The sequence below is a fragment of the Enterobacter sp. MF024 genome (genome assembly GCF_005843915.1).
Classification (GTDB): domain Bacteria; phylum Pseudomonadota; class Gammaproteobacteria; order Enterobacterales; family Enterobacteriaceae; genus Enterobacter; species Enterobacter barmai.
Genome location: NZ_VCBB01000010.1, coordinates 211,855 through 238,016 on the forward strand (window position 1 = coordinate 211,855; position 26,162 = coordinate 238,016).

At 56.2% G+C, this 26,162-nt stretch carries 21 protein-coding genes; 11 read left to right on the top strand and 10 right to left on the bottom strand.

Going from position 1 to position 26,162, the window contains the following annotated elements:
• The first annotated feature begins 131 nt into the window (after positions 1-131).
• The 3 genes from aceE (at position 132) to lpdA (ending at position 6,314) form a co-directional block, all read left to right on the top strand.
• Positions 132-2,795 (top strand): pyruvate dehydrogenase (acetyl-transferring), homodimeric type, encoded by a 2,664-nt coding sequence (aceE, locus tag FFB58_RS16350; protein WP_039030351.1) that lies wholly within the window; start codon positions 132-134, stop codon positions 2,793-2,795.
• Between the two features lie 14 nt (positions 2,796-2,809).
• Positions 2,810-4,714, top strand: coding sequence for a pyruvate dehydrogenase complex dihydrolipoyllysine-residue acetyltransferase (gene aceF / locus FFB58_RS16355; RefSeq protein WP_138370443.1), 1,905 nt, complete (start codon positions 2,810-2,812; stop codon positions 4,712-4,714).
• Positions 4,715-4,889: 175 nt separating this feature from the next.
• The gene (gene lpdA, locus FFB58_RS16360) at positions 4,890-6,314 is read left to right on the top strand and encodes a dihydrolipoyl dehydrogenase (RefSeq protein WP_039030349.1); all 1,425 of its coding nucleotides are present in this window, start codon (positions 4,890-4,892) and stop codon (positions 6,312-6,314) included.
• A 55-nt stretch (positions 6,315-6,369) separates the two neighbouring features.
• Here lpdA and FFB58_RS16365 read toward each other — a convergent pair whose 3' ends face one another.
• Both FFB58_RS16365 and FFB58_RS16370 read right to left on the bottom strand, forming a co-directional pair.
• Positions 6,370-7,164, bottom strand: a complete 795-nt coding sequence (locus FFB58_RS16365) for a DUF2950 family protein (protein WP_138370444.1) — start codon at positions 7,162-7,164, stop codon at positions 6,370-6,372.
• A gap of 11 nt (positions 7,165-7,175) precedes the next feature.
• Positions 7,176-8,798, bottom strand: coding sequence for a DUF3300 domain-containing protein (locus FFB58_RS16370; RefSeq protein ID WP_138370445.1), 1,623 nt, complete (start codon positions 8,796-8,798; stop codon positions 7,176-7,178).
• Between the two features lie 510 nt (positions 8,799-9,308).
• Between FFB58_RS16370 and acnB the strand changes: the two genes are divergently transcribed.
• Complete coding sequence (gene acnB, locus FFB58_RS16375; RefSeq protein ID WP_072036672.1) at positions 9,309-11,906, top strand: bifunctional aconitate hydratase 2/2-methylisocitrate dehydratase; 2,598 nt, start codon at positions 9,309-9,311, stop codon at positions 11,904-11,906.
• A 181-nt stretch (positions 11,907-12,087) separates the two neighbouring features.
• Positions 12,088-12,450, top strand: a complete 363-nt coding sequence (gene yacL, locus FFB58_RS16380; RefSeq protein WP_039030345.1) for a protein YacL — start codon at positions 12,088-12,090, stop codon at positions 12,448-12,450.
• A gap of 30 nt (positions 12,451-12,480) precedes the next feature.
• Here yacL and speD read toward each other — a convergent pair whose 3' ends face one another.
• The 3 genes from speD to FFB58_RS16395 all read right to left on the bottom strand — a co-directional run bounded on the left by speD (position 12,481) and on the right by FFB58_RS16395 (position 14,596).
• Positions 12,481-13,275, bottom strand: a complete 795-nt coding sequence (gene speD / locus FFB58_RS16385) for an adenosylmethionine decarboxylase (protein ID WP_039030344.1) — start codon at positions 13,273-13,275, stop codon at positions 12,481-12,483.
• A 5-nt stretch (positions 13,276-13,280) separates the two neighbouring features.
• Positions 13,281-14,138, bottom strand: a complete 858-nt coding sequence (speE, locus tag FFB58_RS16390) for a polyamine aminopropyltransferase (RefSeq protein ID WP_138370446.1) — start codon at positions 14,136-14,138, stop codon at positions 13,281-13,283.
• A gap of 110 nt (positions 14,139-14,248) precedes the next feature.
• Entirely contained in the window at positions 14,249-14,596 is a 348-nt protein-coding gene (locus FFB58_RS16395; RefSeq protein WP_039030342.1) for a YacC family pilotin-like protein, read from the bottom strand.
• A gap of 145 nt (positions 14,597-14,741) precedes the next feature.
• On the opposite strand from FFB58_RS16395, the gene cueO reads away from it, so the two are divergent.
• Complete coding sequence (gene cueO, locus FFB58_RS16400) at positions 14,742-16,283, top strand: multicopper oxidase CueO (protein ID WP_138370447.1); 1,542 nt, start codon at positions 14,742-14,744, stop codon at positions 16,281-16,283.
• Between the two features lie 95 nt (positions 16,284-16,378).
• Here cueO and FFB58_RS16405 read toward each other — a convergent pair whose 3' ends face one another.
• Positions 16,379-18,769, bottom strand: coding sequence for a glucose/quinate/shikimate family membrane-bound PQQ-dependent dehydrogenase (locus tag FFB58_RS16405; RefSeq protein WP_138370448.1), 2,391 nt, complete (start codon positions 18,767-18,769; stop codon positions 16,379-16,381).
• Positions 18,770-18,974: 205 nt separating this feature from the next.
• Between FFB58_RS16405 and hpt the strand changes: the two genes are divergently transcribed.
• Positions 18,975-19,511, top strand: a complete 537-nt coding sequence (hpt, locus tag FFB58_RS16410; protein ID WP_138370449.1) for a hypoxanthine phosphoribosyltransferase — start codon at positions 18,975-18,977, stop codon at positions 19,509-19,511.
• Positions 19,512-19,600: 89 nt separating this feature from the next.
• On the opposite strand, the gene can is transcribed toward hpt, so the two are convergent.
• Complete coding sequence (can, locus tag FFB58_RS16415; protein WP_039030338.1) at positions 19,601-20,263, bottom strand: carbonate dehydratase; 663 nt, start codon at positions 20,261-20,263, stop codon at positions 19,601-19,603.
• A 107-nt stretch (positions 20,264-20,370) separates the two neighbouring features.
• Between can and FFB58_RS16420 the strand changes: the two genes are divergently transcribed.
• The 4 genes from FFB58_RS16420 (at position 20,371) to FFB58_RS16435 (ending at position 23,923) form a co-directional block, all read left to right on the top strand.
• Positions 20,371-21,297: an ABC transporter ATP-binding protein gene (locus FFB58_RS16420; RefSeq protein WP_039030337.1), complete on the top strand. Its 927-nt coding sequence runs from the start codon at positions 20,371-20,373 to the stop codon at positions 21,295-21,297.
• Entirely contained in the window at positions 21,294-22,064 is a 771-nt protein-coding gene (locus FFB58_RS16425; protein WP_032616576.1) for an ABC transporter permease, read from the top strand. Before FFB58_RS16420 ends, FFB58_RS16425 begins: the two co-directional genes overlap by 4 nt.
• A 105-nt stretch (positions 22,065-22,169) precedes the next feature.
• Complete coding sequence (locus FFB58_RS16430; protein ID WP_138370450.1) at positions 22,170-22,610, top strand: PTS sugar transporter subunit IIA; 441 nt, start codon at positions 22,170-22,172, stop codon at positions 22,608-22,610.
• Positions 22,611-22,675: 65 nt separating this feature from the next.
• Entirely contained in the window at positions 22,676-23,923 is a 1,248-nt protein-coding gene (locus FFB58_RS16435) for a polysaccharide deacetylase family protein (protein WP_138370451.1), read from the top strand.
• 2 nt (positions 23,924-23,925) lie between these two features.
• On the opposite strand, the gene panD is transcribed toward FFB58_RS16435, so the two are convergent.
• The 3 genes from panD to panB form a co-directional block, all read right to left on the bottom strand.
• Positions 23,926-24,306 carry an aspartate 1-decarboxylase gene (panD, locus tag FFB58_RS16440; protein WP_039030334.1) on the bottom strand — a complete coding sequence of 127 codons (381 nt, stop codon included), beginning with the start codon at positions 24,304-24,306 and terminating at the stop codon, positions 23,926-23,928.
• Between the two features lie 85 nt (positions 24,307-24,391).
• The gene (gene panC / locus FFB58_RS16445; protein ID WP_138370452.1) at positions 24,392-25,246 is read right to left on the bottom strand and encodes a pantoate--beta-alanine ligase; all 855 of its coding nucleotides are present in this window, start codon (positions 25,244-25,246) and stop codon (positions 24,392-24,394) included.
• Positions 25,247-25,257: 11 nt separating this feature from the next.
• Complete coding sequence (gene panB, locus FFB58_RS16450; protein ID WP_039030332.1) at positions 25,258-26,049, bottom strand: 3-methyl-2-oxobutanoate hydroxymethyltransferase; 792 nt, start codon at positions 26,047-26,049, stop codon at positions 25,258-25,260.
• Between the last annotated feature and the right edge of the window lie 113 nt (positions 26,050-26,162).

Consider the following 26,162-nt stretch of genomic DNA (forward strand, 5'->3'; position numbering starts at 1 on the left):
GCATAGTTAACTATGTGACTGGGGTGAGGAAGCGCAGCCAACAAAGAGACAGCCTGAAATATGAAGAAAAGAAAGTGCAATGGGACAGGTTCCAGACAAATCAACGTATTAGATAGATAAGGAATACCCCCATGTCAGAACGTCTCCAAAATGACGTGGATCCGATCGAAACTCGCGACTGGCAACAGGCGATCGAATCGGTCATCCGTGAAGAAGGTGTTGAGCGTGCTCAGTATCTGATTGAACAGATGCTTTCTGAAGCCCGCAAAGGCGGTGTGAAAGTAGCTGCAGGTGCAGGGGCTAACAACTACGTAAACACGATTGCCGTCGAAGACGAACCGGAATACCCGGGCAATCTGGATCTGGAACGCCGCATCCGTTCTGCAATTCGCTGGAACGCCATCATGACCGTTCTGCGCGCGTCCAAAAAAGATCTGGAGCTGGGCGGCCACATGGCTTCCTTCCAGTCTTCCGCAACCGTTTATGAAGTGTGCTTTAACCACTTCTTCCGCGCGCGCACCGAGAAAGACGGCGGCGACCTGGTGTACTTCCAGGGCCACATCTCTCCGGGCGTCTACGCACGAGCGTTCCTGGAAGGTCGTCTGACTGAAGAGCAGATGAACAACTTCCGTCAGGAAGTTCACGGTAAAGGTCTGTCTTCTTATCCGCACCCGAAACTGATGCCAGAATTCTGGCAGTTCCCGACCGTATCTATGGGTCTGGGTCCAATCGGTGCGATCTACCAGGCTAAATTCCTGAAATATCTGGAACACCGTGGCCTGAAAGACACCTCCCAGCAGACCGTATACGCCTTCCTGGGCGACGGCGAGATGGATGAGCCAGAATCTAAAGGTGCGATCACCATCGCAACCCGTGAGAAGCTGGACAACCTCTGCTTCATCATCAACTGTAACCTGCAGCGTCTGGATGGTCCGGTAACCGGTAACGGCAAGATCATCAACGAACTGGAAGGCATCTTCGCAGGTGCTGGCTGGAACGTGATTAAAGTCATGTGGGGCGGTCGTTGGGATGAGCTGCTGCGTAAAGACACCAGCGGTAAACTGCTCCAGCTGATGCAGGAAACCGTTGACGGCGACTACCAGACCTTCAAATCCAAAGACGGTGCCTATGTACGTGAGCACTTCTTCGGTAAATACCCTGAGACCGCAGCCCTGGTTGCAGACTGGACTGACGATCAGATCTGGGCCCTGAACCGTGGTGGTCACGATCCGAAGAAAGTCTACGCTGCACTGAAAAAAGCGCAGGACACCAAAGGCAAAGCAACTGTAATCCTGGCGCATACCGTTAAAGGTTATGGCATGGGTGACACTGCCGAAGGTAAAAACATCGCGCACCAGGTTAAGAAAATGAACATGGACGGCGTGCGTTATATCCGCGACCGTTTCAACGTTCCAGTGACCGACGAGCAGGTTGAAAACCTCTCTTACATCACCTTCCCGGAAGGTTCTGAAGAGCACACCTATCTGCACGCCCAGCGTCAGAAGCTGAACGGCTACCTGCCGTCTCGCCAGGTGAACTTCACTGAGAAACTGGAACTGCCAGCGCTGGAAGACTTCTCTCAGCTGCTGGAAGAGCAGAACAAAGAGATCTCCACCACTATCGCCTTCGTGCGTGCCCTGAACGTGATGCTGAAGAACAAGTCGATCAAAGATCGTCTGGTTCCAATCATCGCTGACGAAGCGCGTACCTTTGGTATGGAAGGTCTGTTCCGTCAGATCGGTATCTACAGCCCGAACGGTCAGCAGTACACCCCGCAGGACCGCGAGCAGGTTGCATACTACAAAGAAGACGAGAAAGGTCAGATCCTGCAGGAAGGTATCAACGAGCTGGGCGCAGGCGCATCCTGGCTGGCTGCTGCGACCTCTTACAGCACCAACAACCTGCCGATGATCCCGTTCTACATCTACTACTCCATGTTCGGTTTCCAGCGTATCGGTGACCTGTGCTGGCAGGCTGGCGACCAACAGGCTCGCGGCTTCCTGGTAGGGGGTACTTCCGGTCGTACGACCCTGAACGGTGAAGGTCTGCAGCACGAAGATGGTCACAGCCACATTCAGTCTCTGACTATCCCTAACTGTATCTCTTACGACCCGTCTTACGCGTACGAAGTGGCAGTCATCATGCATGACGGTCTGACCCGTATGTACGGTGAAGCGCAAGAGAACATTTACTACTACATCACCACCCTGAACGAAAACTACCATATGCCGGCTATGCCAGCAGGTGCCGAGGAAGGTATCCGTAAAGGTATCTACAAACTCGAAACCATCGAAGGTAGCAAAGGTAAAGTTCAGCTGCTGGGCTCCGGTTCTATCCTGCGTCACGTCCGTGAAGCAGCGCAGATCCTGGCGAACGACTACGGCGTAGGTTCTGACGTGTACAGCGTCACCTCCTTCACCGAACTGGCGCGTGATGGCCAGGATTGCGAGCGCTGGAACATGCTGCACCCACTGGAAACTCCACGCGTTCCTTACATCGCTCAGGTGATGAACGACGCGCCAGCGGTGGCGTCTACTGACTATATGAAACTGTTCGCTGAGCAGGTTCGTACTTACGTTCCAGCTGATGATTATCGCGTACTGGGTACTGACGGCTTCGGTCGTTCTGACAGCCGCGAAAACCTGCGTCACCACTTCGAAGTTGATGCTTCTTACGTGGTTGTAGCAGCACTGGGCGAACTGGCTAAACGTGGCGAAATCGATAAGAAAGTGGTTGCGGAAGCAATTACCAAATTCAACATCGATGCAGAAAAAGTTAACCCGCGTCTGGCGTAAGAGGTAAAAGAATAATGGCTATCGAAATCAATGTACCGGACATCGGGGCTGATGAAGTTGAAATCACCGAGATCCTGGTCAAAGTAGGCGACAAAGTTGAAGCTGAACAGTCGCTGATCACCGTAGAAGGCGACAAAGCCTCTATGGAAGTCCCGTCTCCTCAGGCTGGCATCGTCAAAGAGATCAAAGTCTCTGTGGGCGATAAAACCGAGACTGGCAAACTGATCATGATTTTCGATTCCGCCGACGGTGCAGCAGCTGCTGCACCTGCGCAGGAAGAGAAGAAAGAAGCTGCTCCGGCTGCCGCTGCTCCAGCAGCTGCCGCGGCAGCGAAAGAAGTTAACGTGCCTGACATCGGCGGTGACGAAGTTGAAGTCACTGAAATCCTGGTGAAAGTGGGCGATACCGTTGCGGCTGAGCAGTCACTGATCACCGTAGAAGGCGACAAAGCCTCTATGGAAGTGCCTGCGCCGTTCGCGGGTACCGTTAAAGAGATCAAGATCAACACCGGTGACAAAGTCTCTACCGGCTCCCTGATCATGGTCTTCGAAGTGGCGGGCGCTGAAGGCGCTGCGGCTCCAGCGAAAGCGGAAGCTGCTCCGGCACAGGCCGCTGCACCAGCAGCCGCTGGCGGCGCGAAAGACGTTAACGTACCTGACATCGGCGGTGACGAAGTTGAAGTGACCGAAGTGATGGTGAAAGTGGGCGACAAAGTTGCCGCTGAACAGTCACTGATCACCGTTGAAGGCGACAAAGCTTCTATGGAAGTTCCTGCGCCATTCGCCGGTACCGTTAAAGAGATCAAAATCAGCACCGGCGACAAAGTCTCTACCGGTTCCCTGATTATGGTCTTCGAAGTAGAAGGCGCTGCGCCTGCAGCAGCTCCGGCTGCCGCTGCTGCTCCAGCACCTGCTGCTGCACCGGCTCAGGCGGCTAAACCTGCTGCTGCTCCGGCTGCTAAAGCGGAAGGCAAATCTGAGTTTGCTGAAAACGACGCTTACGTCCACGCTACCCCACTGATTCGTCGCCTGGCGCGTGAATTCGGTGTGAACCTGGCGAAAGTGAAAGGGACTGGCCGTAAAGGTCGTATCCTGCGCGAAGACGTTCAGGCTTACGTTAAAGAAGCGGTGAAACGCGCTGAAGCAGCTCCTGCTGCTGCCACCGGCGGCGGTATCCCGGGCATGCTGCCATGGCCGAAAGTGGACTTCAGCAAGTTCGGCGAAATCGAAGAAGTGGAACTGGGCCGTATCCAGAAAATCTCTGGTGCCAACCTGAGCCGTAACTGGGTGATGATCCCGCACGTTACGCACTTCGACAAAACCGATATCACCGATCTGGAAGCGTTCCGTAAACAGCAGAACGCCGAAGCTGAGAAGCGTAAACTGGACGTGAAATTCACCCCAGTGGTCTTCATCATGAAAGCCGTTGCTGCGGCGCTTGAGCAGATGCCACGCTTCAACAGCTCCCTGTCCGAAGATGGCCAGAAGCTGACGCTGAAGAAATACATCAACATCGGTGTTGCGGTTGATACGCCAAATGGTCTGGTTGTTCCGGTCTTCAAAGACGTGAACAAGAAGAGCATTACTGAGCTGTCTCGCGAACTGACCACCATCTCCAAAAAAGCGCGTGATGGCAAGCTGACTGCTGGCGAAATGCAGGGCGGTTGCTTCACCATCTCCAGCATCGGCGGCCTGGGTACTACCCACTTCGCGCCGATTGTTAACGCGCCGGAAGTGGCGATCCTGGGTGTGTCCAAGTCCGCGATGGAGCCGGTATGGAATGGCAAAGAGTTCATGCCGCGTCTGATGATGCCAATCTCTCTGTCCTTCGACCACCGCGTGATCGACGGTGCTGATGGTGCTCGCTTTATTACCATCATCAACAACACCCTGAGCGACATTCGCCGCCTGGTGATGTAATCGAAGAGCCGGCCTGACGGCCGGCTTTTTTCTGGTAATCTCATGAAGTTTGTGAGGTTATTAGCGAAAGCGACAATTCGTGAGCCGTTTGTTGTTTCAAAATTGTTAACAATTTTGTAAACTGCGGGCGGATTGAACGACCCGGTGGACGACGGGTATAAATTAAGAGGTCATGATGAGCACAGAAATCAAAACTCAGGTCGTAGTACTTGGGGCAGGCCCGGCAGGTTATTCCGCAGCATTCCGTGCCGCGGATTTAGGTCTGGAAACCGTCATCGTAGAGCGTTACAACACCCTCGGCGGTGTTTGTCTGAACGTCGGCTGTATCCCTTCTAAAGCGCTGCTGCACGTTGCTAAAGTTATCGAAGAAGCCAAAGCGCTGGCTGAGCACGGTATCGTCTTCGGCGAGCCGAAAACCGATATCGACAAAATTCGTACCTGGAAAGAGAAAGTTATCACCCAACTGACCGGTGGTCTGGCCGGTATGGCCAAAGGCCGTAAGGTGAAAGTGGTAAACGGTCTGGGTAAATTTACCGGGGCAAACACCCTGGAAGTGGAAGGCGAGAACGGCAAAACCGTAATCAACTTCGACAACGCGATCATCGCGGCGGGCTCCCGTCCGATCGAACTGCCGTTCATTCCACATGAAGATCCGCGCGTGTGGGACTCCACCGACGCGCTGGAACTGAAAACCGTTCCAAAACGCCTGCTGGTTATGGGTGGCGGTATCATCGGTCTGGAAATGGGTACCGTGTACCATGCGCTGGGTTCAGAGATTGACGTGGTTGAAATGTTCGACCAGGTTATCCCGGCTGCTGACAAAGACATCGTTAAAGTCTTCACCAAACGCATCAGCAAGAAGTTCAACCTGATGCTGGAAACCAAAGTGACTGCCGTTGAAGCGAAAGAAGACGGTATTTACGTTTCCATGGAAGGCAAAAAAGCCCCTGCGGAAGCACAGCGTTATGACGCGGTGCTGGTGGCTATCGGTCGTGTACCGAACGGTAAAAACCTCAATGCAGGTGCAGCGGGCGTGGAAGTTGACGACCGCGGCTTTATCCGCGTTGATAAACAGCTGCGCACCAACGTGCCGCACATCTTTGCTATCGGCGATATCGTCGGTCAGCCAATGCTGGCACACAAAGGTGTTCACGAAGGCCACGTTGCCGCAGAAGTTATCGCCGGCATGAAGCACTACTTCGACCCGAAAGTGATCCCATCTATCGCGTACACCGAGCCAGAAGTTGCATGGGTTGGTCTGACCGAGAAAGAAGCGAAAGAGAAAGGCATCAGCTACGAAACCGCCACCTTCCCGTGGGCTGCTTCTGGCCGTGCTATCGCTTCCGACTGCGCAGATGGTATGACCAAACTGATCTTCGACAAAGAGACTCACCGTGTGATCGGTGGTGCGATTGTTGGCACCAACGGCGGCGAGCTGCTGGGTGAGATCGGTCTGGCGATCGAAATGGGTTGTGACGCTGAAGACATCGCGCTGACCATCCACGCTCACCCGACTCTGCACGAGTCAGTTGGCCTGGCGGCAGAAGTGTTTGAAGGCAGCATCACCGACCTGCCAAACGCGAAAGCGAAGAAGAAGTAATTCTTCCGGCATGAAAAAAGCGGCTCAAGAGCCGCTTTTTTTTATGCCTGAAAGGTTACTGGGCGACCAGCTGCCAGCGGTCGTCCGGTTTAAACGCCGACATCGCTTTCACTTCCTCTGCCGACTTCTCGCCGAGATTCGCCTGCCACACCCGATCGTCGCCGTTGATCATAAAGCTCATCACCCCGGTTTCGCCGTAGCTTACCGGCCAGGCGATCATCGCGAAGCCTGATTTGGTATCCGGCAGAATACGGAAGTGATAGCCGTGATAACCCTGACCGGGCTCTTTCGGGCTGAAGGCCGGGCCAAGCGGGCTGGGCGCTTCGCCGGGTTTTACCGGCCAGTACAGGCCATCTTTTTTACCCTCGCTGCTGACAATCTTCTGCGCGTAGTGCGTGGTGAGGGCGTAGTAGCTGTCCTGGGCATCCACATAGGCATGCAGCGCTTCAATGGCGGCGAGCTCGTTGCGACCTACCTCGCGATTCAGGATCTCCTCTTTGGCTTCCTGCATGTCGAAATGCCAGCCTTTGTCGGTTTTCACCACCGGGATCGGCAGCTGCCAGTGGTACTCCCCGACGGTCAGCCAGGCCATGTCGCCGTCGATCACCGTATGGTGGTTTACCTGCCAGTCGCGTTTAAAGCGATCCACGGCCTCGGGGTCGACGCCATCCGCCGGTAAGAAGCTGCGCCAGTCTTCTCCGAGAAGGTCGCCCAGTGCCGTTTCGTTCTGCTCGTTAATGGCTTTTGCCAGTGCATCGGTCGCCTGTTCGGGCGTGCTGAAATGGTGTTGGGCAAAGACGCCGGTCGATACCATGAACAACATCATTCCGCTGAGTAGTTTACTTTTCATTGTCGTCTCCCTTAACGATGACGGAATTCACGATGTTCGCCACCACTGCGGCGCTCAGACATCTGCGCCCGACCGCCGCTGCGTTCGACATTGCGGGCCGTCTGCTGACGGCTCTGCATGCCGCGCTGCTGCTGCGCCTGCCAGTTGGCCGAGCGGCTGTCGTTGCCGCTGAGCGCATTGGCCCGCTGGTGCGTCTGCATCGCACGCTGTTGGTTCTGTGCGGTGCGCTGCTGAGTTTGTGCCTTGCGGGTGGTCTCCTGGCGTGCCGCCGTACGCTGCGTATCGCGCTGGGTGCTGGTAGCCCGTTTCGCCGTTTGCGGTCGATCGTTGTCGTATCCGCGGTAGTTGTTGCGCTGGGAGATTTGATTCAGCTGCTTATTTGCCGCCTGACGCTGCCCGTCGCGGGTGGCAGGACGCGCCGTCTGCGACAGGTTTTTACCCGTTGAACGCTCCATCTGGGTCATTGCCGCCTGGCGCTGGGCGTCGCGGTTGGCACCACCCTGCGGGGCAGCTGTGCTGAGGCTGGTGGTATTCCGGCGCACCGCAGGCGTGTTCTGCGCGTAGCGATTATTTAGCTGGCTGGAGGCATAAGGCACGCCGCCGCGATAGGCCGGGTTGTGCTGCCAGCCACGATTGGCATCAAGCCGCTCCCCGCTGATTTTATTGAAGTTATCCACGTTGATATTGATGTTGTTATCACCGTTTCGCGAATAACCGCCGTGGTGATCGTCATCGTGGTGATGGTGATCCCAGTCGTCATCGTCATCCCAGTCGATGTTGCTGAAGATGGCGTAGGTCGTCGCCACGCCGAGACTAAAGCCAAGCCCTTTGACCAGGCTGTCGGTGAACTGCTCCCCCGGAGGCGGCGGCAGATAGACCGGCGGATAGCTGGTGTTAGGCCAGGTGCCGTAGACCGTGCTGGGGTTGTAGGTCGGGACGTAAACTACCTGCGGATCGGCGGATTCAATCTTGATGACCGTCGGGGCAGGGGCCGGGGTTGATGTGGTCGATGTGGATGTGGTGGACGATGAGCTCACTTTGGCGGGCTCGGTTTTCGTCACGGTGGTCACCTTCTGCTGCGGCGTGGACTGCAGCGCGCCGGTCTGCTGCGCCAGCAGACGTAAGCGCTGGACGGAGTCCATCACATCCTTCGGCTGGGCCAGAAACGCATCGCCGAGACTCTGCACCCACGGCGGGTTTTCCCCCATCAGCGACATCAGCTGCGGGAAGGCGACCAGCGATTTCACGCTCGGATCCCAGGGCTGCCCGGCGACGGCCTGAATAGCCGCATCCCCCTGCATGCGCGGGTTGTCACGCGACCACTGCGCCGCCTGTATCACGTTCGTCGGATAGGTTGCGGCCATTAAAATCTGCGACAGCAGGGCATCCGGATAGAGCGCGATGGGTGCCACCCACTGGTCGATCTGCGCGGCGGTATAGACCACCGGCGCGGGTTGCCCCTGAGCCGGTGCAGGAGCTGATGCAGTTTGTGCTGTCGGTGCGGGCTGTGCCGGCGGTGGTGGCTGAGTGACGGTCTCAGGCGCACGGCTGTTGACGTAGACAACGCCAGATGCGGCTAACAGCCCGGCGCTACACAGGAGAACAAGCAGATGTGGCTTAAAGGGCAACTTCATAGTAAGACTCCGACGAAAGCGAGGCCGTGAGGCGTTTACGTTGCCGCGAGTATATGCACCCGGGTATTACTTTTTTGACTTAAACTGGGAACCGTTGCGAATGGCCTGATAAAGAGTGTGAGCAGTTATTACACAGATTATATCCGATGGCGAAAAACGCGTTGGGGTATTCAAACCCGCTTGCAAGTCATCTTATTGCGTAGCAAAATCTTTCTCGTTGGGGTTTTGCCACAAATCTGCCAACCCGGTGTGCTACCACCGCAAGGCAACAAACTAACCGCTTAAGGGCGGTTTTTTTGTGCCTGAAATTCTTCCCGCCTCGCCGCTATACCATGCTTAACGATTCAGCAAACAATTTAATGTTGCTTTTTTGTAAACGGATTAACACTGTCTGAAAATCCTGCTATGCTGCCCGACGCGGTATCGGGCATATACCCTACAAACTGCTGTCTCACAGGAGCGTGAAGAGAACGCCCGCCGCATATGACAATGAGAGCGAGGAGAACCGTCGTGCTAGAAGAATACCGTAAGCACGTAGCAGAACGTGCCGCCGAGGGGATTGTACCCAAACCTTTAGATGCAACCCAAATGGCCGCGCTCGTCGAGCTGCTGAAGAATCCGCCAAAAGGCGAAGAAGAATTCCTGTTAGATCTGTTGATCAACCGCGTACCGCCAGGCGTAGATGAAGCTGCCTACGTAAAAGCCGGTTTCCTTGCTGCGATTGCCAAAGGCGAAGCAACCTCCCCACTGGTTACCCCTGAAAAAGCGATTGAACTGCTCGGCACCATGCAGGGTGGTTACAACATTCATCCGCTGATTGATGCGCTGGACAGCGACACGCTGGCGCCGATTGCCGCTAAAGCCCTGTCCCACACGCTGCTGATGTTCGATAACTTCTACGACGTAGAAGAGAAAGCCAAAGCGGGCAACCGCTATGCGAAGCAGGTTATGCAGTCCTGGGCTGATGCCGAATGGTTCCTGAGCCGCCCTGCGCTTGCAGAAAAAATGACCGTCACCGTCTTCAAGGTGACCGGTGAAACCAACACCGATGACCTGTCTCCGGCACCGGATGCCTGGTCACGCCCGGATATCCCACTGCACGCCCTGGCGATGCTGAAAAACGCCCGTGAAGGCATTGAGCCGGATCAGCCAGGCGTGGTCGGCCCGATCAAACAGATCGAAGCGCTGGCACAGAAAGGCTTCCCGCTGGCGTACGTCGGTGACGTGGTCGGGACCGGTTCTTCCCGTAAATCGGCAACCAACTCCGTGCTGTGGTTCATGGGTGATGATATCCCGAACGTGCCGAACAAACGCGGCGGCGGTCTGTGCCTCGGCGGTAAAATCGCACCTATCTTCTTCAACACCATGGAAGATGCCGGCGCACTGCCAATTGAAGTGGACGTTAACAACCTGAACATGGGCGACGTGATTGACGTTTACCCGTTCAAAGGTGAAGTGCGTAACCACGAAACCAACGAGCTGCTGGCGAGCTTTGAACTGAAAACCGACGTGCTGATCGACGAAGTGCGTGCTGGTGGCCGTATCCCGCTGATCATCGGTCGTGGCTTGACCACCAAGGCGCGTGAAGCGCTGGGTCTGCCGCACTCAGACGTATTCCGTCAGGCGAAAGACGTGGCGGAAAGCGACCGTGGTTATTCTCTGGCGCAGAAAATGGTAGGCCGCGCGTGCGGCGTAGCCGGTATCCGTCCGGGTGCCTACTGCGAGCCGAAGATGACCTCCGTGGGCTCTCAGGACACCACCGGTCCAATGACCCGTGACGAACTGAAAGACCTGGCGTGCCTGGGCTTCTCTTCTGATCTGGTGATGCAGTCCTTCTGCCACACTGCGGCTTATCCGAAGCCGGTTGACGTCACCACCCACCACACCCTGCCAGACTTCATCATGAACCGCGGCGGTGTCTCCCTGCGTCCGGGCGACGGCGTTATCCACTCCTGGCTGAACCGCATGCTGCTGCCGGATACCGTTGGTACCGGTGGTGACTCCCACACCCGTTTCCCGATTGGGATCTCCTTCCCGGCGGGCTCCGGCCTGGTGGCGTTTGCCGCTGCGACCGGCGTAATGCCGCTGGACATGCCGGAATCCGTTCTGGTGCGTTTCAAAGGTAAAATGCAGCCGGGCATCACCCTGCGCGACCTGGTGCATGCGATCCCGCTGTACGCTATCAAGCAGGGCCTGCTGACCGTTGAGAAGAAGGGCAAGAAGAACATTTTCTCTGGCCGTATCCTCGAGATCGAAGGTCTGCCGGATCTGAAAGTGGAGCAGGCGTTCGAACTGACCGATGCGTCCGCTGAGCGTTCTGCTGCCGGCTGTACCATCAAGCTGAACCAGGCGCCAATCGAAGAGTACCTGACCTCCAACATCGTGCTGCTGAAGTGGATGATTGCAGAAGGCTACGGCGACCGCCGTACCCTGGAGCGTCGTATTCAGGGCATGGAGAAATGGCTGGCGGATCCACAGCTGCTGGAAGCCGACGCTGATGCAGAATATGCCGCAGTGATCGACATCGATCTGGCCGACATCAAAGAGCCAATCCTGTGTGCGCCGAACGATCCGGACGACGCGCGTCTGCTCTCTGACGTTCAGGGCGACAAGATTGACGAAGTGTTCATCGGCTCCTGCATGACCAACATCGGTCACTTCCGTGCGGCCGGTAAACTGCTGGATACCCATAAAGGCCAGCTGCCAACCCGTCTGTGGGTGGCTCCGCCAACCCGTATGGACGCGGCGCAGCTGACCGAAGAGGGTTACTACAGCGTGTTTGGTAAGAGCGGTGCGCGTATCGAAATCCCTGGCTGTTCCCTGTGTATGGGTAACCAGGCGCGCGTGGCGGACGGTGCGACGGTGGTTTCTACCTCAACCCGTAACTTCCCGAACCGTTTAGGTACGGGTGCAAACGTCTACCTGGCCTCTGCGGAGCTGGCGGCGGTTGCGGCGCTGATTGGCAAACTGCCAACGCCGGAAGAGTACCAGACCTTTGTGGCTCAGGTTGATAAGACTGCGGTGGATACCTATCGCTATCTGAACTTCGACCAGCTCTCTCAGTACACCGAGAAAGCGGACGGGGTTATCTTCCAGACTGCAGTATAAAACCTGACCCCTCACCCTAACCCTCTCCCCATAGGGGAGAGGGAACAATTACACCCTCTCCCCTTTGGGGAGAGGGCCAGGGTGAGGGGTATTTTTTATTTTCATTCCTTCCACCCGTTCCGCTTTTTTTCTTCCTCCGGGCTGCGATAATTACTGCAAGAGCTTTGCAGAGGAAAATACTATGGATTACGAATTTCTGCGTGATATCACCGGTGTGGTGAAAGTGCGTATGTCGATGGGCCACGAAGTGGTCGGTCACTGGTTCAATGAGGAAGTGAAAGAGAACCTGAGCCTGCTCGATGAAGTGGAACAGGCTGCACGCACGGTAAAAGGCAGTGAACGATCCTGGCAACGTGCCGGCCATGAATACACGCTGTGGATGGACGGCGAAGAGGTCATGGTTCGCGCCAATCAGCTGGAGTTTTCCGGCGACGAGATGGAAGAGGGGATGAGCTACTACGATGAAGAGAGCCTGTCGCTGTGCGGCGTAGAGGATTTTCTGCAGGTGGTAGCGGCCTACCGCGAGTTTGTGAAACAGAAATAATATCAGGAGCGTCCCTGCTCCAGACGGGTCTTATACGGTCGCGATATTGCGGCCGTAGTAAATTTCACGCATCTCTTTCCACAGCAGGTCGGTAATGACCTTGCGCTCTTCTTCGCTTAAATCTTCCGGCCGGGTATGGAACATGTAGTGCTTAAGATCGAACTCCTTAAGCAGCATCTTGGTATGGAAGATATTCTCCTGATAGACGTTTACATCCATCATGTCATACAGCGCTTTCATATCCTCGGACATGAAGTTCTGAATCGAGTTAATTTCATGATCGATAAAGTGCTTCATACCGTTGATATCACGGGTAAAGCCGCGCACGCGATAGTCGATGGTCACGATGTCAGACTCAAGCTGATGAATTAAGTAATTCAGCGCATTGAGCGGGGAGATCACGCCGCAGGTCGAGACTTCTATATCGGCGCGGAAGGTACATAACCCGCCCTCAGGATGGCTCTCCGGGTAGGTATGCACGCAGATATGGCTCTTATCGAGATGGGCAACCACCGCCTCCGGCAGCGGGCCGGGGTGCTCGGTATGGTCGATGAGCCCAGGATCAACGGGCTCTTCGCTGACCAGAATGGTCACGCTGGCACCCTGGGGTTCATAATCCTGACGGGCGATGTTCAGGATATTGGCGCCGATAATAGAGCAGGTTTCTGACAGGATCTCGGTCAGTCGGTTGGCGTTATAGAGTTCATCGATATAGGCGATATAACCATCGCGCTCTTCCGCCGTTTTTACATAGCAGATATCGTAAATACAAAAACTCAGGCTTTTGGTCAGGTTGTTAAAGCCATGCAGTTTCAGCTTTTTCAATTCATTCACCCCCTCAGAGCATCTTGCAAATATTGTGGTAAGGCAAAGGCTGCGGTATGCACGGCCGGATTGTAGTAGCGGCAGGCCAGATTCGCCTGCTGGAAGCGCGCCTGAATAATGCCGGTAGAGAGATGGCGCAGGGCTTCGTTGTCCGTCGCCCAGGCAAAGGTCATCACGCCGCCGTAGTAGGTCGGGATCGCCGCCTGGTAGAAGCTGACGTCAGTAAAGTAGTGGCTCAGCTTACGGTGGCTGTCGATGGCCTCGTCCTGCTGCAGGAAGCAGACGCCGTTCTGCGCCACAAAGACACCGCCGGGATTCAGGCAGCGTTTGCAGCCCTCGTAGAACGCCGAGGTAAACAGGCTCTCCCCTGGCCCAATCGGGTCGGTGCAGTCGGAGATGATCACATCGAAGGTGCGCGTCGTCTGGTTAACAAAATTAACGCCATCGTCGATGACCAGCGTGAAGCGCGGATCGTCGTAGCTACCGGCATTGTGGTTAGGCAGATACTGGCGACAGAAGGAGACCACGCCAGCGTCGATCTCGACCATGGTGATGCTTTCGATGGATTTGTGGCGGGACACTTCGCGCAGCATAGCGCCGTCGCCGCCGCCGATGATCAGGACATGTTTCGCGTTGCCGTGCGCCAGCAGCGGGACGTGAGTCATCATTTCATGATAGATGAATTCATCACGTTCGGTGGTTTGCACCACGCCATCCAGCGCCATCACCCGGCCAAAGGCCGCGTTTTCGAAAATGATCAGATCCTGATGATCGGTTTTCTCATGATAGAGCACGTTATCAATGGCAAAGTACTGCCCAAAATGGTCATGCAGCGTTTCATGCCACACATTTTTTTCGGCCATGGGATGATACCTCCTTTGTTAACACCCGCTTAAAACGGGGGCAACATCATAGCTAACAATGACCGTGGTTGCACGGTCATAAATTCAGCAAAGGGGCATCGGGAGAAGAGTTACTTAACGTAGGCGAGGAGGCTCAGCGAGTCGCGAGCCAGGGCTTTACATTTTTTTGCTGTAGGGATGCCGATGCCGCTGAGATCGCGGTAGCTGTCTTCACCGAGGGTTTTCATATCGAAACTGTCGTAGTTGCTCAGATCCCACTGGTTCTGCTGAGCAAAAAAGACCAGTGCGCGACGGATCTGGCCGTTAGGTAAGTTCTGGTAGCCGCAGTCGTTTTTCAGAAACACAAACACCGCCGTTAAATCCGCCATATCTTCGGCTTCATTTTCACTCAGCGCATAGCTGTTTGCGCAGCCCATCATTAGTGTGGTGAACAGGATTGTTCGGAAAAACGTCTTCATTGCTTCTACCAATACGTCACGGAAATTCAACGTTAGCACACTTCCCGCCGGTGCGACGATCTTTATTATTGCTGCTTTTCTTGACCTTCCGGCAAGGGGAGGGTTTATGCTCAGGAGATCGACTGCTGCGAATAAGGAGATGAACATGCAACGCCGTGATTTTTTAAAATATTCTGCCGCCCTGGGTGTCGCCAGTGCGCTTCCGCTCTGGAGCCGCGCGGCTTTTGCCGCCGAGCGGCCCGTTTTGCCGATCCCGAATTTACTCACCCCGGATGCGCGTAATCAGGTGCGCCTGGTGGTGCAGGCGGGCAAAACCACGTTTGGACCACACAACGCCACCACCTGGGGCTATAACGGCAACCTGCTGGGCCCGGCTATCCAGCTGCGCAAGGGAAAAGCGCTGACCGTTAACATCCACAACACCCTGAACGAAGAGACCACCGTCCACTGGCACGGTCTGGAAGTGCCGGGAGAGGTAGACGGCGGCCCGCACGGCATCATTAAGCCAGGCGGCCAGCGGACGGTGACCTTTACGCCGGATCAGCGGGCGGCAACCTGCTGGTTCCATCCCCATCAGCACGGCAAGACCGGGCATCAGGTGGCGATGGGATTAGCCGGGCTGGTCCTGATTGACGATGACGAAAGCCGCCTGCTGCGCCTGCCGAAGCAGTGGGGCATCGACGATGTGCCGGTTGTCGTGCAGGACAAGAAATTTACCGCCGACGGGCAAATTGACTATCAGCTGGATGTGATGAGCGCCGCGGTGGGCTGGTTTGGCGACACCCTGCTGACCAACGGAGCGATTTACCCCCAGCACAATGCGCCGAAAGGCTGGCTGCGCCTGCGACTGCTCAACGGCTGTAACGCCCGCTCGCTCAACTTCGCCGCCAGCGATAAGCGACCGCTATACGTCGTCGCCAGCGACGGCGGGCTGCTGGCTGAGCCGGTTAAAGTGACCGAACTGCCGATGCTGATGGGCGAGCGTTTTGAAGTGCTGGTGGACATCAGCGACGGCAAGCCGTTTGACCTGATTACTCTGCCGGTGAGCCAGATGGGGATGGCGGTGGCGCCCTTCGATAAACCGCAGCCGGTGCTGCGCATTCAGCCGCTGCTGGTCACCGCCTCGGGCGCGTTGCCGGATACGCTGGCCAAAATGCCCGTTCTGCCGTCGCTCGAAGGAGTGACCCAGCGCAAGCTCCAGCTGTCGATGGATCCGATGCTCGATATGATGGGCATGCAGGCATTGATGAAGAAGTATGGCGACCAGGCGATGGCGGGGATGCATCACGGCCAGATGGGCCATATGAATCACGGACAGATGGATCACAGCATGCACGGGTTTGATTTCCATAACGGCAACCGGATTAACGGCAAAGCCTTCGATATGCACACCCCGCAGTTTGCTGCTGCCAAAGGGCAGTACGAGCGCTGGGTGATCTCAGGCGAGGGCGACATGATGCTGCATCCATTCCATATTCACGGTACCCAGTTCCGCATCCTGACGGAAAACGGCAGGCCGCCAGCGGTACATCGTGCGGGCTGGAAAGACACGGTACGCGTAGAGGGTGGGGTGAGCGAGGTGCTAGTGAAGTTCGATCATGACGCGCCGAAAGAGTACGCCTATATGGCGCACTGCCATCTGCTGGAGCATGAAGATACCGGGATGATGCTGGGGTTCACGGTGTAAAAAAGCCCGGTGGCGCTAACGCTTACCGGGCCTACAAAACAAGATGTGCACGAACCGTAGGCCGGGTAAGGCGTAGCCGCCACCCGGCTTTTTAGTTACTTCGCGTCGTCAGGCAGCGCATAAGCAACAATGTAGTCGCCCATCTTCGTACCAAACGAACCGTGACCACCTGCAGAGATGACAACGAACTGCTTGCCATTCACTTCATAGGTCATCGGTGTGGCCTGTCCACCGGCTGGCAGACGTCCCTGCCACAGTTTTTCACCGTTGCTCATATTGTATGCGCGCAGGTAGTTGTCCGCGGTCGCACCAATGAACAGCACGTTACCGGCGGTGGAGATTGGGCCACCCAGCATCGGCATACCCATATTGAACGGTACCGGGATCGGCATCGGGAACGGCATGCTGTCCTGTGGCGTACCAATACGTTTTTTCCAGACGACCTGGTTGGTCTTCAGATCCAGCGCTGAAATATAACCCCAGGCAGGCTGTTTACACGGCAGGCCAAACGGAGACAGGAACGGGTTCAGCGTTACGCCATACGGCACGCCGTACTGCGGCTGAATGCCGGATTCAGTACCTGTACCCTGCGCGTCTTTCGGCTGTTCCATCGGATTGCCCGGGCCACGTGGGATCAGCTTAGAGACAAACGGCAGCGCCATCGGGTTGGCAATCGCCACCTGACGGTTCGGATCAACGGAGATACCGCCCCATTCGAACATCCCCAGGTTACCCGGGAACACCAGCGTACCCTGCTCGGACGGCGGGGTGAAGATGCCTTCATAGCGCATCTGATGGAACATTACGCGGCACACCAGCTGGTCGAACATGGTGGCGCCCCACATGTCCGCCCCGCTGAGATCTTTCTTCGGACGGAAGCTCAGATCGGAGAACGGCTGGGTTTTAGTGACGTAGTCGCCTTTCGCCGCACCCTGCGGAACCGGTTTTTCCGGTGCAGGAACTACCAGCTCGCCGTTACGACGGTCCAGCACGAAGATGTTGCCGGTTTTGGCCGGAGCATAGATCACCGGTACGGTTTTACCGTTTACGGTAATGTCGGCCAGCGTCGGCTGGGACGGCATATCCATATCCCACAGATCGTGGTGAACGGTCTGGTAGCTCCACGCCAGTTTCCCGGTGGTCGCATTCAGGGCCACGACAGAGCTGGCGTAACGCTCCTGCTCCGGCGTACGGTTGCCACCCCAGATATCCGGCGTGGTCACGCCCATCGGCAGATAAACCAGGTCCAGCTTCGCGTCATAGGCAGCAGGTGCCCAGGAGTTTGGCGAGTTGAAGGTGAAGGTGTGTTCATCCGACGGGATAGCGTTTGGATCTTTCGCACCCGGATCGAAGGCCCACAGCAGCTTACCGGTGTTGACGTCAAAGCCGCGGATCACGCCAGAGGTTTCGCGAACGGAGAAGTTATCCGTTACCGAACCGGCAATCACGATGGTTTTATCGGTGATGATTGGCGGGGAAGTCGGCTCATACAGACCCGGGGTCTGATCCGGCATGTTGGTCTGCAGGTTCAGCACGCCTTTGTTTGCAAAGGTTTCGCACAGCTTGCCGGTTTCAGCGTTAAGGGCAAACAGACGACCGTCGTTCACCGGCAGCATGATGCGACGCGGACAGTCGGCGATCACTTCAGGGCTGGCGTTATCAGCGCGTGCTTCGTGATAAGAGACGCCACGGCAGGTCACGTGCTGGAACTGATTGTTTGTTTTCAGCTGCGGATCGAAATGCCATTTCTCTTTACCGGTGGCCGCATCAAGCGCGAACAGACGCTGGTGGGCGGTACACAGGTAGAGCATGTTGCCCACTTTAATCGGGGTCACTTCGTTGGTCAGTTCGCCCGGATCGTTCGCTTGTTTCAGATCGCCGGTACGGAATACCCAGGCTTCTTTCAGATTGTGCACGTTATCGGCATTAATCTGTTTCAGCGGGGAGTAGCGCTGACCTTCCTGGTTACGCCCGTAGGCAGGCCAGTCGGCATCGGCTACCTCAGAGATCGCCGCCGCAGGGGTTGAATCCGCATTCAGGGTACCTTTCACTTCCTGCGGATCGTTAAAGCCCGCCCAGGTCAGCATTCCGCCGGTGATCAGCAATGCCACCACCAGCGCGGCAACCGCACCGCTGGAGCGCACCAGCAGGCGACGCCAGACGAAGGGCAGGATCAGCCAGATACCGAAGAAGACCAGAATATCGCTACGCGGCGTCAGGGCCCAGAAGTCAAAGCCGACTTCCCATACGCCCCAAATCATCGTAGCCAGCAGCAGAGCAGCGTAGAGCCACAGTGCCGATTGTTTACTGCGCCATAGAAGGAACGTCACGCCAAGCATGACGATGCCTGCAACCGGGTAGTACCAGGAGCCACCAATGGCCACCAGCCACACCCCGCCGATTAACAGATACAGTCCGCAGAATGCAGCGAACAGCGCTGTTAGCCTCACGAGTAAACGTGAATGTTGGATTTTTGTTTCCGCCATAAAAGACACTCTATAAGTTTGTTAATTATTTAGTAGCAATTAATTATAGGCTTTAACAAGTGTGATCGGAATCACAAATCTGGCTTTTATGAACTGATGCGCCAGGAGGATTCATTTGCTGGTATACTTCAGGGCTTATGAAGCGATGCCGGACGCGAATCCATCGGCATTGAGAAATTCGTTATAAAATCATACGGTTAGTAAAATGAAACATACTGTTGAAGTGATGATCCCGGAAGCGGAGATCAAAGCGCGTATCGCCGAACTCGGTCGTCAGATCACCGAACACTACAAAGACAGCGGCAGCGAAATGGTGCTGGTGGGTCTGTTACGCGGTTCCTTCATGTTTATGGCCGATCTCTGCCGCGAAGTGCAGGTGTCCCATGAAGTCGATTTTATGACCGCCTCCAGCTATGGCAGCGGCATGTCGACCACCCGTGATGTGAAAATTCTCAAAGACCTGGATGAAGACATTCGCGGTAAAGATGTCCTGATCGTGGAAGACATCATCGATTCCGGTAACACCCTGTCAAAAGTACGCGAAATTCTCAGCCTGCGTGGCCCTAAATCGCTGGCGATTTGCACCCTGCTGGACAAACCGACCCGTCGTGAAGTGAACGTTCCCGTGGAGTTTGTTGGTTTCTCGATCCCGGATGAATTCGTGGTGGGTTACGGCATTGACTACGCCCAGCGCTATCGCCATCTGCCGTATGTCGGCAAAGTGGTGCTGCTGGACGAATAAGGTGGGTATTGCCCGATGGCGCTCCGCTTACCGGGCCTACGGGACGTGCCGTTGTAGGCCGGGTAAGGCGAAGCCGCCACCCGGCTTTTTTATTTGTGGTTATCGTGCTTCTGGGTGAGGTTGGACAGGCCCTGACGGTAGCGCTGCTCCAGGGTTTCCCGGTTGGTGGCGGTTACGTCCAGATCCCGCAGCAGGCCATCATGAATACCGTAGGCCCAGCCGTGGATCGTCACTTTCTGCCCGCGTTTCCAGGCTGAGCGCATAATAGTGGAGTGGCCCAGGTTGTAGACCTGTTCCATCACGTTCAGTTCGCACAGGGTATCCAGGCGACGCTCCTGCGGCATTTGCCCCAGCAGTGAGCTATGTTTGAACCAGATATCACGAATGTGCAGCAGCCAGTTGTCGATAAGGCCCAGTTCCGTGTTTTCAACCGCTGCCTGGACGCCGCCGCAGCCGTAGTGACCGCAAATAATGATGTGTTCCACTTCAAGAACATCAACGGCATACTGCACCACCGACAGGCAGTTCAGGTCGGTGTGGATCACCAGGTTTGCAACGTTGCGGTGGACGAACAGTTCGCCAGGTTCGAGGCCGGTCAGACGTTCAGCCGGCACGCGGCTGTCAGAGCATCCAATCCAGAGAAAGCGGGGTTTCTGCGCTTTAGACAGTTTCTCAAAAAATCCGGAATCTTCTTCCAGCAGCATCTTTGACCATAGTGCGTTATTGCTGATGAGTGTATCTATGTCATTCATGGAGGCTAACGGCCTGTAACCGAGTGATTGCGTTGCGCTACTATAGGGTAACCCGACTTTTAATGAAACCACACAACGTGTGTCAGAACTATAGGTAAGTTTAATTCATGGCGATTGCACTTGAGCTTGAGCAACTTAAAAAAACCTATCCGGGGGGCGTCCAGGCGCTGCGCGGCATAGATCTCAAAGTAGAAGCCGGTGATTTTTATGCGCTTCTGGGGCCTAACGGGGCAGGTAAATCGACCACCATTGGGATTATCAGCTCGCTGGTGAATAAAACCTCCGGCCGGGTAAGCGTGTTTGGCTACGACCTGGAGAAAGACGTGGTCAACGCCAAACGCCAGCTGGGGCTGGTACCGCAGGAGTTTAACTTCAATCCGTTTGAGACCGTTCAGCAGATTGTGGTCAACCAGGCGGGCTACTACGGCGTGGAACGTAAAGAGGCGGTCGAGCGCAGCGAAAAATACCTTAAACAGCTCGATCTGTGGGAAAAGCGCAACGAACGTGCGCGGATGTTATCCGGCGGCATGAAGCGTCGTCTGATGATTGCCCGCGCCCTGATGCATGAGCCAAAATTGCTGATTCTGGATGAGCCTACCGCCGGGGTGGATATTGAACTTCGCCGCTCGATGTGGGGTTTTTTGAAGGATTTGAACGACAAAGGCACCACGATCATCCTCACCACCCACTATCTGGAAGAGGCTGAGATGCTTTGTCGTAACATCGGCATCATTCAGCACGGCGAGCTGGTGGAAAACACCTCGATGAAAGCGCTGCTCTCCAAGCTGAAATCAGAAACCTTTATTCTCGATCTGGCGGCGAAAAGCCCGCTGCCGAAGCTGGAAGGCTATCAGTACCGCCTGGTGGATACCTCAACGCTGGAAGTGGAAGTGCTGCGCGAGCAGGGGATCAACAGCGTCTTCAGCCAGCTGAGCCAGCAGGGGATTCAGGTATTAAGTATGCGTAACAAAGCAAACCGACTGGAAGAGCTGTTCGTCTCGCTGGTCCATGAGAAACAAGGAGATCGCGCATGATGCAGCTTTACTGGGTGGCGCTGAAAAGTATCTGGGCCAAAGAGATCAACCGTTTTATGCGCATCTGGATCCAGACCCTGGTGCCGCCGGTGATCACCATGACCCTCTACTTTATTATCTTCGGCAACCTGATCGGCTCGCGGATCGGTGAGATGCACGGCTTCACCTACATGCAGTTTATCGTGCCGGGCCTGATCATGATGGCGGTGATCACCAACGCTTACGCCAACGTGGCATCGTCGTTCTTCAGCGCCAAGTTCCAGCGCAACATTGAGGAGCTGCTGGTGGCCCCGGTGCCTACGCACGTTATCATCGCCGGTTACGTCGGCGGCGGGGTGGCGCGCGGGCTTTGCGTTGGCGTGCTGGTCACGGCCATTTCGCTGTTCTTCGTGCCGTTCCAGGTTCACTCCTGGCTGTTTGTCGGCCTGACGCTGCTGCTGACAGCGGTACTGTTCTCGCTGGCGGGCCTGCTGAACGCGGTGTTCGCCAAAACCTTTGACGACATCAGCCTGATCCCGACCTTCGTCCTGACGCCGCTGACCTATCTCGGCGGGGTGTTCTACTCCCTGACGCTGCTGCCGCCGTTCTGGCAGGGGCTGTCACACCTGAACCCGATCGTCTATATGATCAGCGGCTTCCGCTTTGGCTTCCTCGGGATTTCCGACGTGCCGCTGGCGACCACCGTTGGCGTGCTGGTGATCTTTATCGTTGCCTTCTACCTGCTGTGCTGGAACCTGATCCAGCGCGGACGCGGACTGCGCAGCTAATCCTCAGGCCCGGCGGCGTTCTGCTGCCGGGCTGCTTTATTGACCACAGTCACCCCCGAATCTTCACCCTGCCGCTAAACTACCCCTTTCTGATGAGAGGTGACGATGCTGGGTTGGGTAATAACGTGTCATGATGAACATGCGCAGCAGATGGCGGATCAACTCGCCGTCCGCTTTGGGCCGCTGGCGCAGTGCCAGGTGGTGAATTTCTGGCGTGGCCTCAGCAGTAATATGCTCAGCCGCATGCTGTGCGATGCCCAGCATCAGGTCGACAGCGGTGACGGGGTGATCTTTCTGACCGATATCTCCGGCGCGGCGCCGTATCGCGCGGCAGCGTTACTGAGCCACAAGCATGAGAACTGCGAAGTGATCTCCGGCATCAGCTTGCCGCTGCTGGAGATGATGTATCCCCTGCGTGAAATGACCGACAGCAGCGGCTTTCGCGACACCATCGTGGCCCGCGGCGCGCCGGACGTCAGCAGCCTGTGGCATCAGCAGCAGAAAAACCCGCCCTTTGTCCTGCTCCACGGGCTGGAGAAATATTAAGCATTGGTATTGCTGACGCTTTTGTTACAATGGCGTCCGATTTTCGTCCTGAATAACTTTCAACTATGTCCGCGCGCATCCTTTTCCTGCTTCTGCTGCTGATCTCCGGCGGCGCATCTGCCAGTCTGTTAAGCCAGCAAGGGGCTCCGGCCCGCTATATGCAAACCACCGAAGATGCGGCTATCTGGGCGCAGGTGGGCAACAACGTCGTGACGGTGGGCAACGTGCGTGCCGGGCAGATCGTGGCGGTCGTTCCTACGTCGGCGGATTACTATGAGTTTCGCTTTGGCTTTGGCACCGGCTTTATCGACAAAGGGCATCTGGGCGAGGTGCAGGGGAAACAGCGGGTGGAGGATAGCCTTGGCGATCTGAACAAGCCGCTCAGCAACCAGAACTTGATCACCTGGAAGGATACTCCGGTCTACAACGCGCCCAGCGCAGGCAGCGCCCCGTTCGGCACCCTGGCGGACAATCTGCGTTATCCGATCCTCAACAAGCTCAAGGATCGCCTGAATCAGACCTGGTATCAGATCCGCATCGCCAACCGCCTGGCCTGGGTCAGCAGCCTGGATGCGCAGGAGGATAACGGCCTGCCGGTGCTGACCTATCACCATATTCTGCGTGACGAAGAGAACACCCGTTTCCGCCATACCTCAACCACCACCAGCGTCCGCGCCTTCAACAACCAGATGGCCTGGCTACGTGACCAGGGGTACGCCACGCTGACCCTGTATCAGCTCGAAGGCTACGTACGCAATAAGATGAACCTGCCGGCCCGGGCGGTGGTGATCACCTTTGACGACGGCCTGAAATCGGTCAGCCGCTATGCCTGGCCGATCCTGAAGCAATACGGCTTTCACGCCACGGCGTTTATTATCTCCTCGCGGATCAAAGCCCATCCTTTGAAATGGGATCCGAAGTCGCTGCAGTTTATGAGCATTTCCGAGCTGCGGGAGATCCAGGATGTGTTTGACGTGCAGTCGCACACCCATTTCCTGCACCGGGTGGATGCGAATCGCCATCCGATCCTGCTGAGCCGCAGCTATCACAATATCCTGATGGATTTCAAACACTCCCGTCGGGCGCTGGCGCAGTTTAACCCGCACGTGCTCTACCTCTCGTACCCGTTTGGCGGCTACAACGATATCGCGGTGAAAGCGGCGAATGATGCCGGTTTCCACCTGGCGGTGACGACGGTAAAAGGGAAGGTGAAACCGGGAGATAATCCGTTCTTACTGAAGCGCTTGTACGTTCTCAGAACGGATTCTTTAGAGACCATGTCGCGGCTGATCAGCAATCAGCCGCGGGGGTAGGATCAGGCAACCTGGACAGGGATCGCTTTCGCGGTGCGTTTCATCTCGTTGTCGCCTTCGAAGTAGGCGACTTTCGGCTGCCAGCGGCGGGCCTCTTCGTCGGACATCATGACAAAGCTTGCGATGATGACGATGTCACCCACGTTGGCACAGTGCGCTGCCGCACCGTTCACGGAGATGATTTTAGAGCCCCGTTCTGCCGCGATAGCATAGGTTGAGAAACGATTGCCGTTGCTCACATTCCAGATATCAATGGCTTCGTTTTCAAGAATACCCGCCGCGTCGAGAAAATCCTGATCGATCGCGCAGGAGCCTTCATAGTGCAGATCGGCCTGAGTGACCTTCACACGGTGAAGCTTACCTTGCAGCATTTTGCGAATCATGATGTTACCTTTACTCTTCTTCGTAACCCACTTGCCCGCAAGTGGGGAGGGAAACTAATCCGTTAGCTATCTAGCAGCTCAATAGTTACTGAGCCAGTTCAACGACAGTATTGTCGATCAGGCGCGCCTGACCGAGCCACGCAGCAACCAGGATCACCGCGCGTTTGCTGGTGGCAGACAGTTCCAGCAGCGTATCGGCATCGCGGATCTGAATATCATCAGCCCGGAAACCTTTTTCATTCAGCTCTTGTTCGGCAATGGCGATAATCTCTTCGCTGCTGAGCGCTTTCTGCTGCAGCTTTTCGACCATGGCACTCATCACTTTGTACAGGCCCGGCGCGATTTTGCGCTGGTCTGGCGTCAGATAGCCGTTGCGCGAGCTCAGCGCCAGGCCGTCTTTGGCGCGCACGATGGGCACGCCAACGATGTCAATGTCGTAGCCCATGTCGGCCACCATCTTGCGGATCAGCGCCAGCTGCTGGAAGTCTTTCTCACCGAAGCAGGCGATATCCGGCTGCACCAGGTTAAACAGCTTGCTGACGATGGTAGAGACGCCGCGGAAATGACCCGGTCGGCTGGCCCCTTCGAGCATGGTGGAGATGCCCGGCACATCCACAAAGGTGGTCTCTTCGGTGCCCTTCGGATAGACATCATTCGGGGCCGGGGAGAAGACGAAATCAACCTGATGCTTTTTCAGCTTCTCGCAATCTTCCTGCAGCGTGCGCGGGTAGCGGGCCAGGTCGTCGGCGCGGTCAAACTGCATCGGGTTGACGAAAATACTCACCACCACCACATCGGCGCGGGCTTTGGCTTCGTCCACCAGCTTCATATGACCGTCATGCAGGTTGCCCATGGTAGGCACCAGCGCGATACGTTTACCTTCCTGGCGCAGGCGGCGAATATGCTGGCGCAGCAGCGGCAGGGTTTCAATGATTAGCACAACAAGACTCCTTACTGGAAACTGTGTTCTTCACCCGGGTAAACACCCGATTCAACGTCGGCAATATACTGCCTGACTGCGCCGCGCATGTCGCCTGCGTCGATAAGGAAATTCTTCGCAAATTTCGGGATGTGCCCGCCGGTAATACCAAACGCATCGTGCATCACCAGGATCTGGCCGTCGGTGACGTTACCGGCACCAATGCCGATCACCGGAATAGAGAGCGCCTCGGTGATGCGTTTCGCCAGCGCCACCGGCACGCACTCCAGCACCAGCAGCTGTGCGCCTGCGGCTTCTAAGGCCAGCGCATCATCAAACAGCGTCTGGGCAGCGTCACCGCGCCCCTGCACCTTGTAGCCGCCAAAGATATTGACCGACTGCGGGGTTAATCCCAGATGACCGCAAACCGGCACCGCGCGCTCGGTCAGCATGCGGACGGTGTCAACCAGCCAGGCGCCGCCTTCCACTTTGACCATGTTGGCCCCGGCGCGCATTACGGTGGCGGCACTTTCAAACGCCTGCTCCGGCGTGGCGTAGGCCATAAACGGCAGATCGGCGAGCAGCAGGCAGGCCGGTGCCCCGCGGCGCACCGCCCGGGTGTGATAAGCAATATCGTCTACCGTCACTGGCAGGGTGGAGTCATGTCCCTGGACCGTCATCCCTAACGAGTCGCCGACCAGCATGACGTTGATACCCTCTTCGGCAAAGAGTTTTGCGAAGCTGTAGTCATAGGCCGTAATGGTGGCGAAGCGCTGCTTGTCCTGCTTGCATTTCTGCAAGGTGGCGATGGTGGTTGGTTTCATACTGTTTCCTGATAGCCCAAAGCGAATCTGTGCGCATTCTAACAGTAACATTCGAGGGAACAATGATTTTAGGCAACCGATTAACCACAAATATTTCGTGGTTAATAAACAGA

Coding starts and splice junctions, on each gene's coding strand:
- FFB58_RS16395 (WP_039030342.1), bottom strand. CDS start 14,596: ATGAAGACGTTTTTCCGAACAATCCTGTTCACCACACTAATGATGGGC.
- FFB58_RS16370 (WP_138370445.1), bottom strand. CDS start 8,798: ATGAAGTTGCCCTTTAAGCCACATCTGCTTGTTCTCCTGTGTAGCGCC.
- FFB58_RS16365 (WP_138370444.1), bottom strand. CDS start 7,164: ATGAAAAGTAAACTACTCAGCGGAATGATGTTGTTCATGGTATCGACC.
- panD (WP_039030334.1), bottom strand. CDS start 24,306: ATGATTCGCAAAATGCTGCAAGGTAAGCTTCACCGTGTGAAGGTCACT.
- panB (WP_039030332.1), bottom strand. CDS start 26,049: ATGAAACCAACCACCATCGCCACCTTGCAGAAATGCAAGCAGGACAAG.
- FFB58_RS16435 (WP_138370451.1), top strand. CDS start 22,676: ATGTCCGCGCGCATCCTTTTCCTGCTTCTGCTGCTGATCTCCGGCGGC.
- hpt (WP_138370449.1), top strand. CDS start 18,975: ATGAAACATACTGTTGAAGTGATGATCCCGGAAGCGGAGATCAAAGCG.
- yacL (WP_039030345.1), top strand. CDS start 12,088: ATGGATTACGAATTTCTGCGTGATATCACCGGTGTGGTGAAAGTGCGT.
- FFB58_RS16430 (WP_138370450.1), top strand. CDS start 22,170: ATGCTGGGTTGGGTAATAACGTGTCATGATGAACATGCGCAGCAGATG.
- aceF (WP_138370443.1), top strand. CDS start 2,810: ATGGCTATCGAAATCAATGTACCGGACATCGGGGCTGATGAAGTTGAA.
- cueO (WP_138370447.1), top strand. CDS start 14,742: ATGCAACGCCGTGATTTTTTAAAATATTCTGCCGCCCTGGGTGTCGCC.
- aceE (WP_039030351.1), top strand. CDS start 132: ATGTCAGAACGTCTCCAAAATGACGTGGATCCGATCGAAACTCGCGAC.
- FFB58_RS16420 (WP_039030337.1), top strand. CDS start 20,371: ATGGCGATTGCACTTGAGCTTGAGCAACTTAAAAAAACCTATCCGGGG.
- lpdA (WP_039030349.1), top strand. CDS start 4,890: ATGAGCACAGAAATCAAAACTCAGGTCGTAGTACTTGGGGCAGGCCCG.
- FFB58_RS16425 (WP_032616576.1), top strand. CDS start 21,294: ATGATGCAGCTTTACTGGGTGGCGCTGAAAAGTATCTGGGCCAAAGAG.
- FFB58_RS16405 (WP_138370448.1), bottom strand. CDS start 18,769: ATGGCGGAAACAAAAATCCAACATTCACGTTTACTCGTGAGGCTAACA.
- speE (WP_138370446.1), bottom strand. CDS start 14,138: ATGGCCGAAAAAAATGTGTGGCATGAAACGCTGCATGACCATTTTGGG.
- can (WP_039030338.1), bottom strand. CDS start 20,263: ATGAATGACATAGATACACTCATCAGCAATAACGCACTATGGTCAAAG.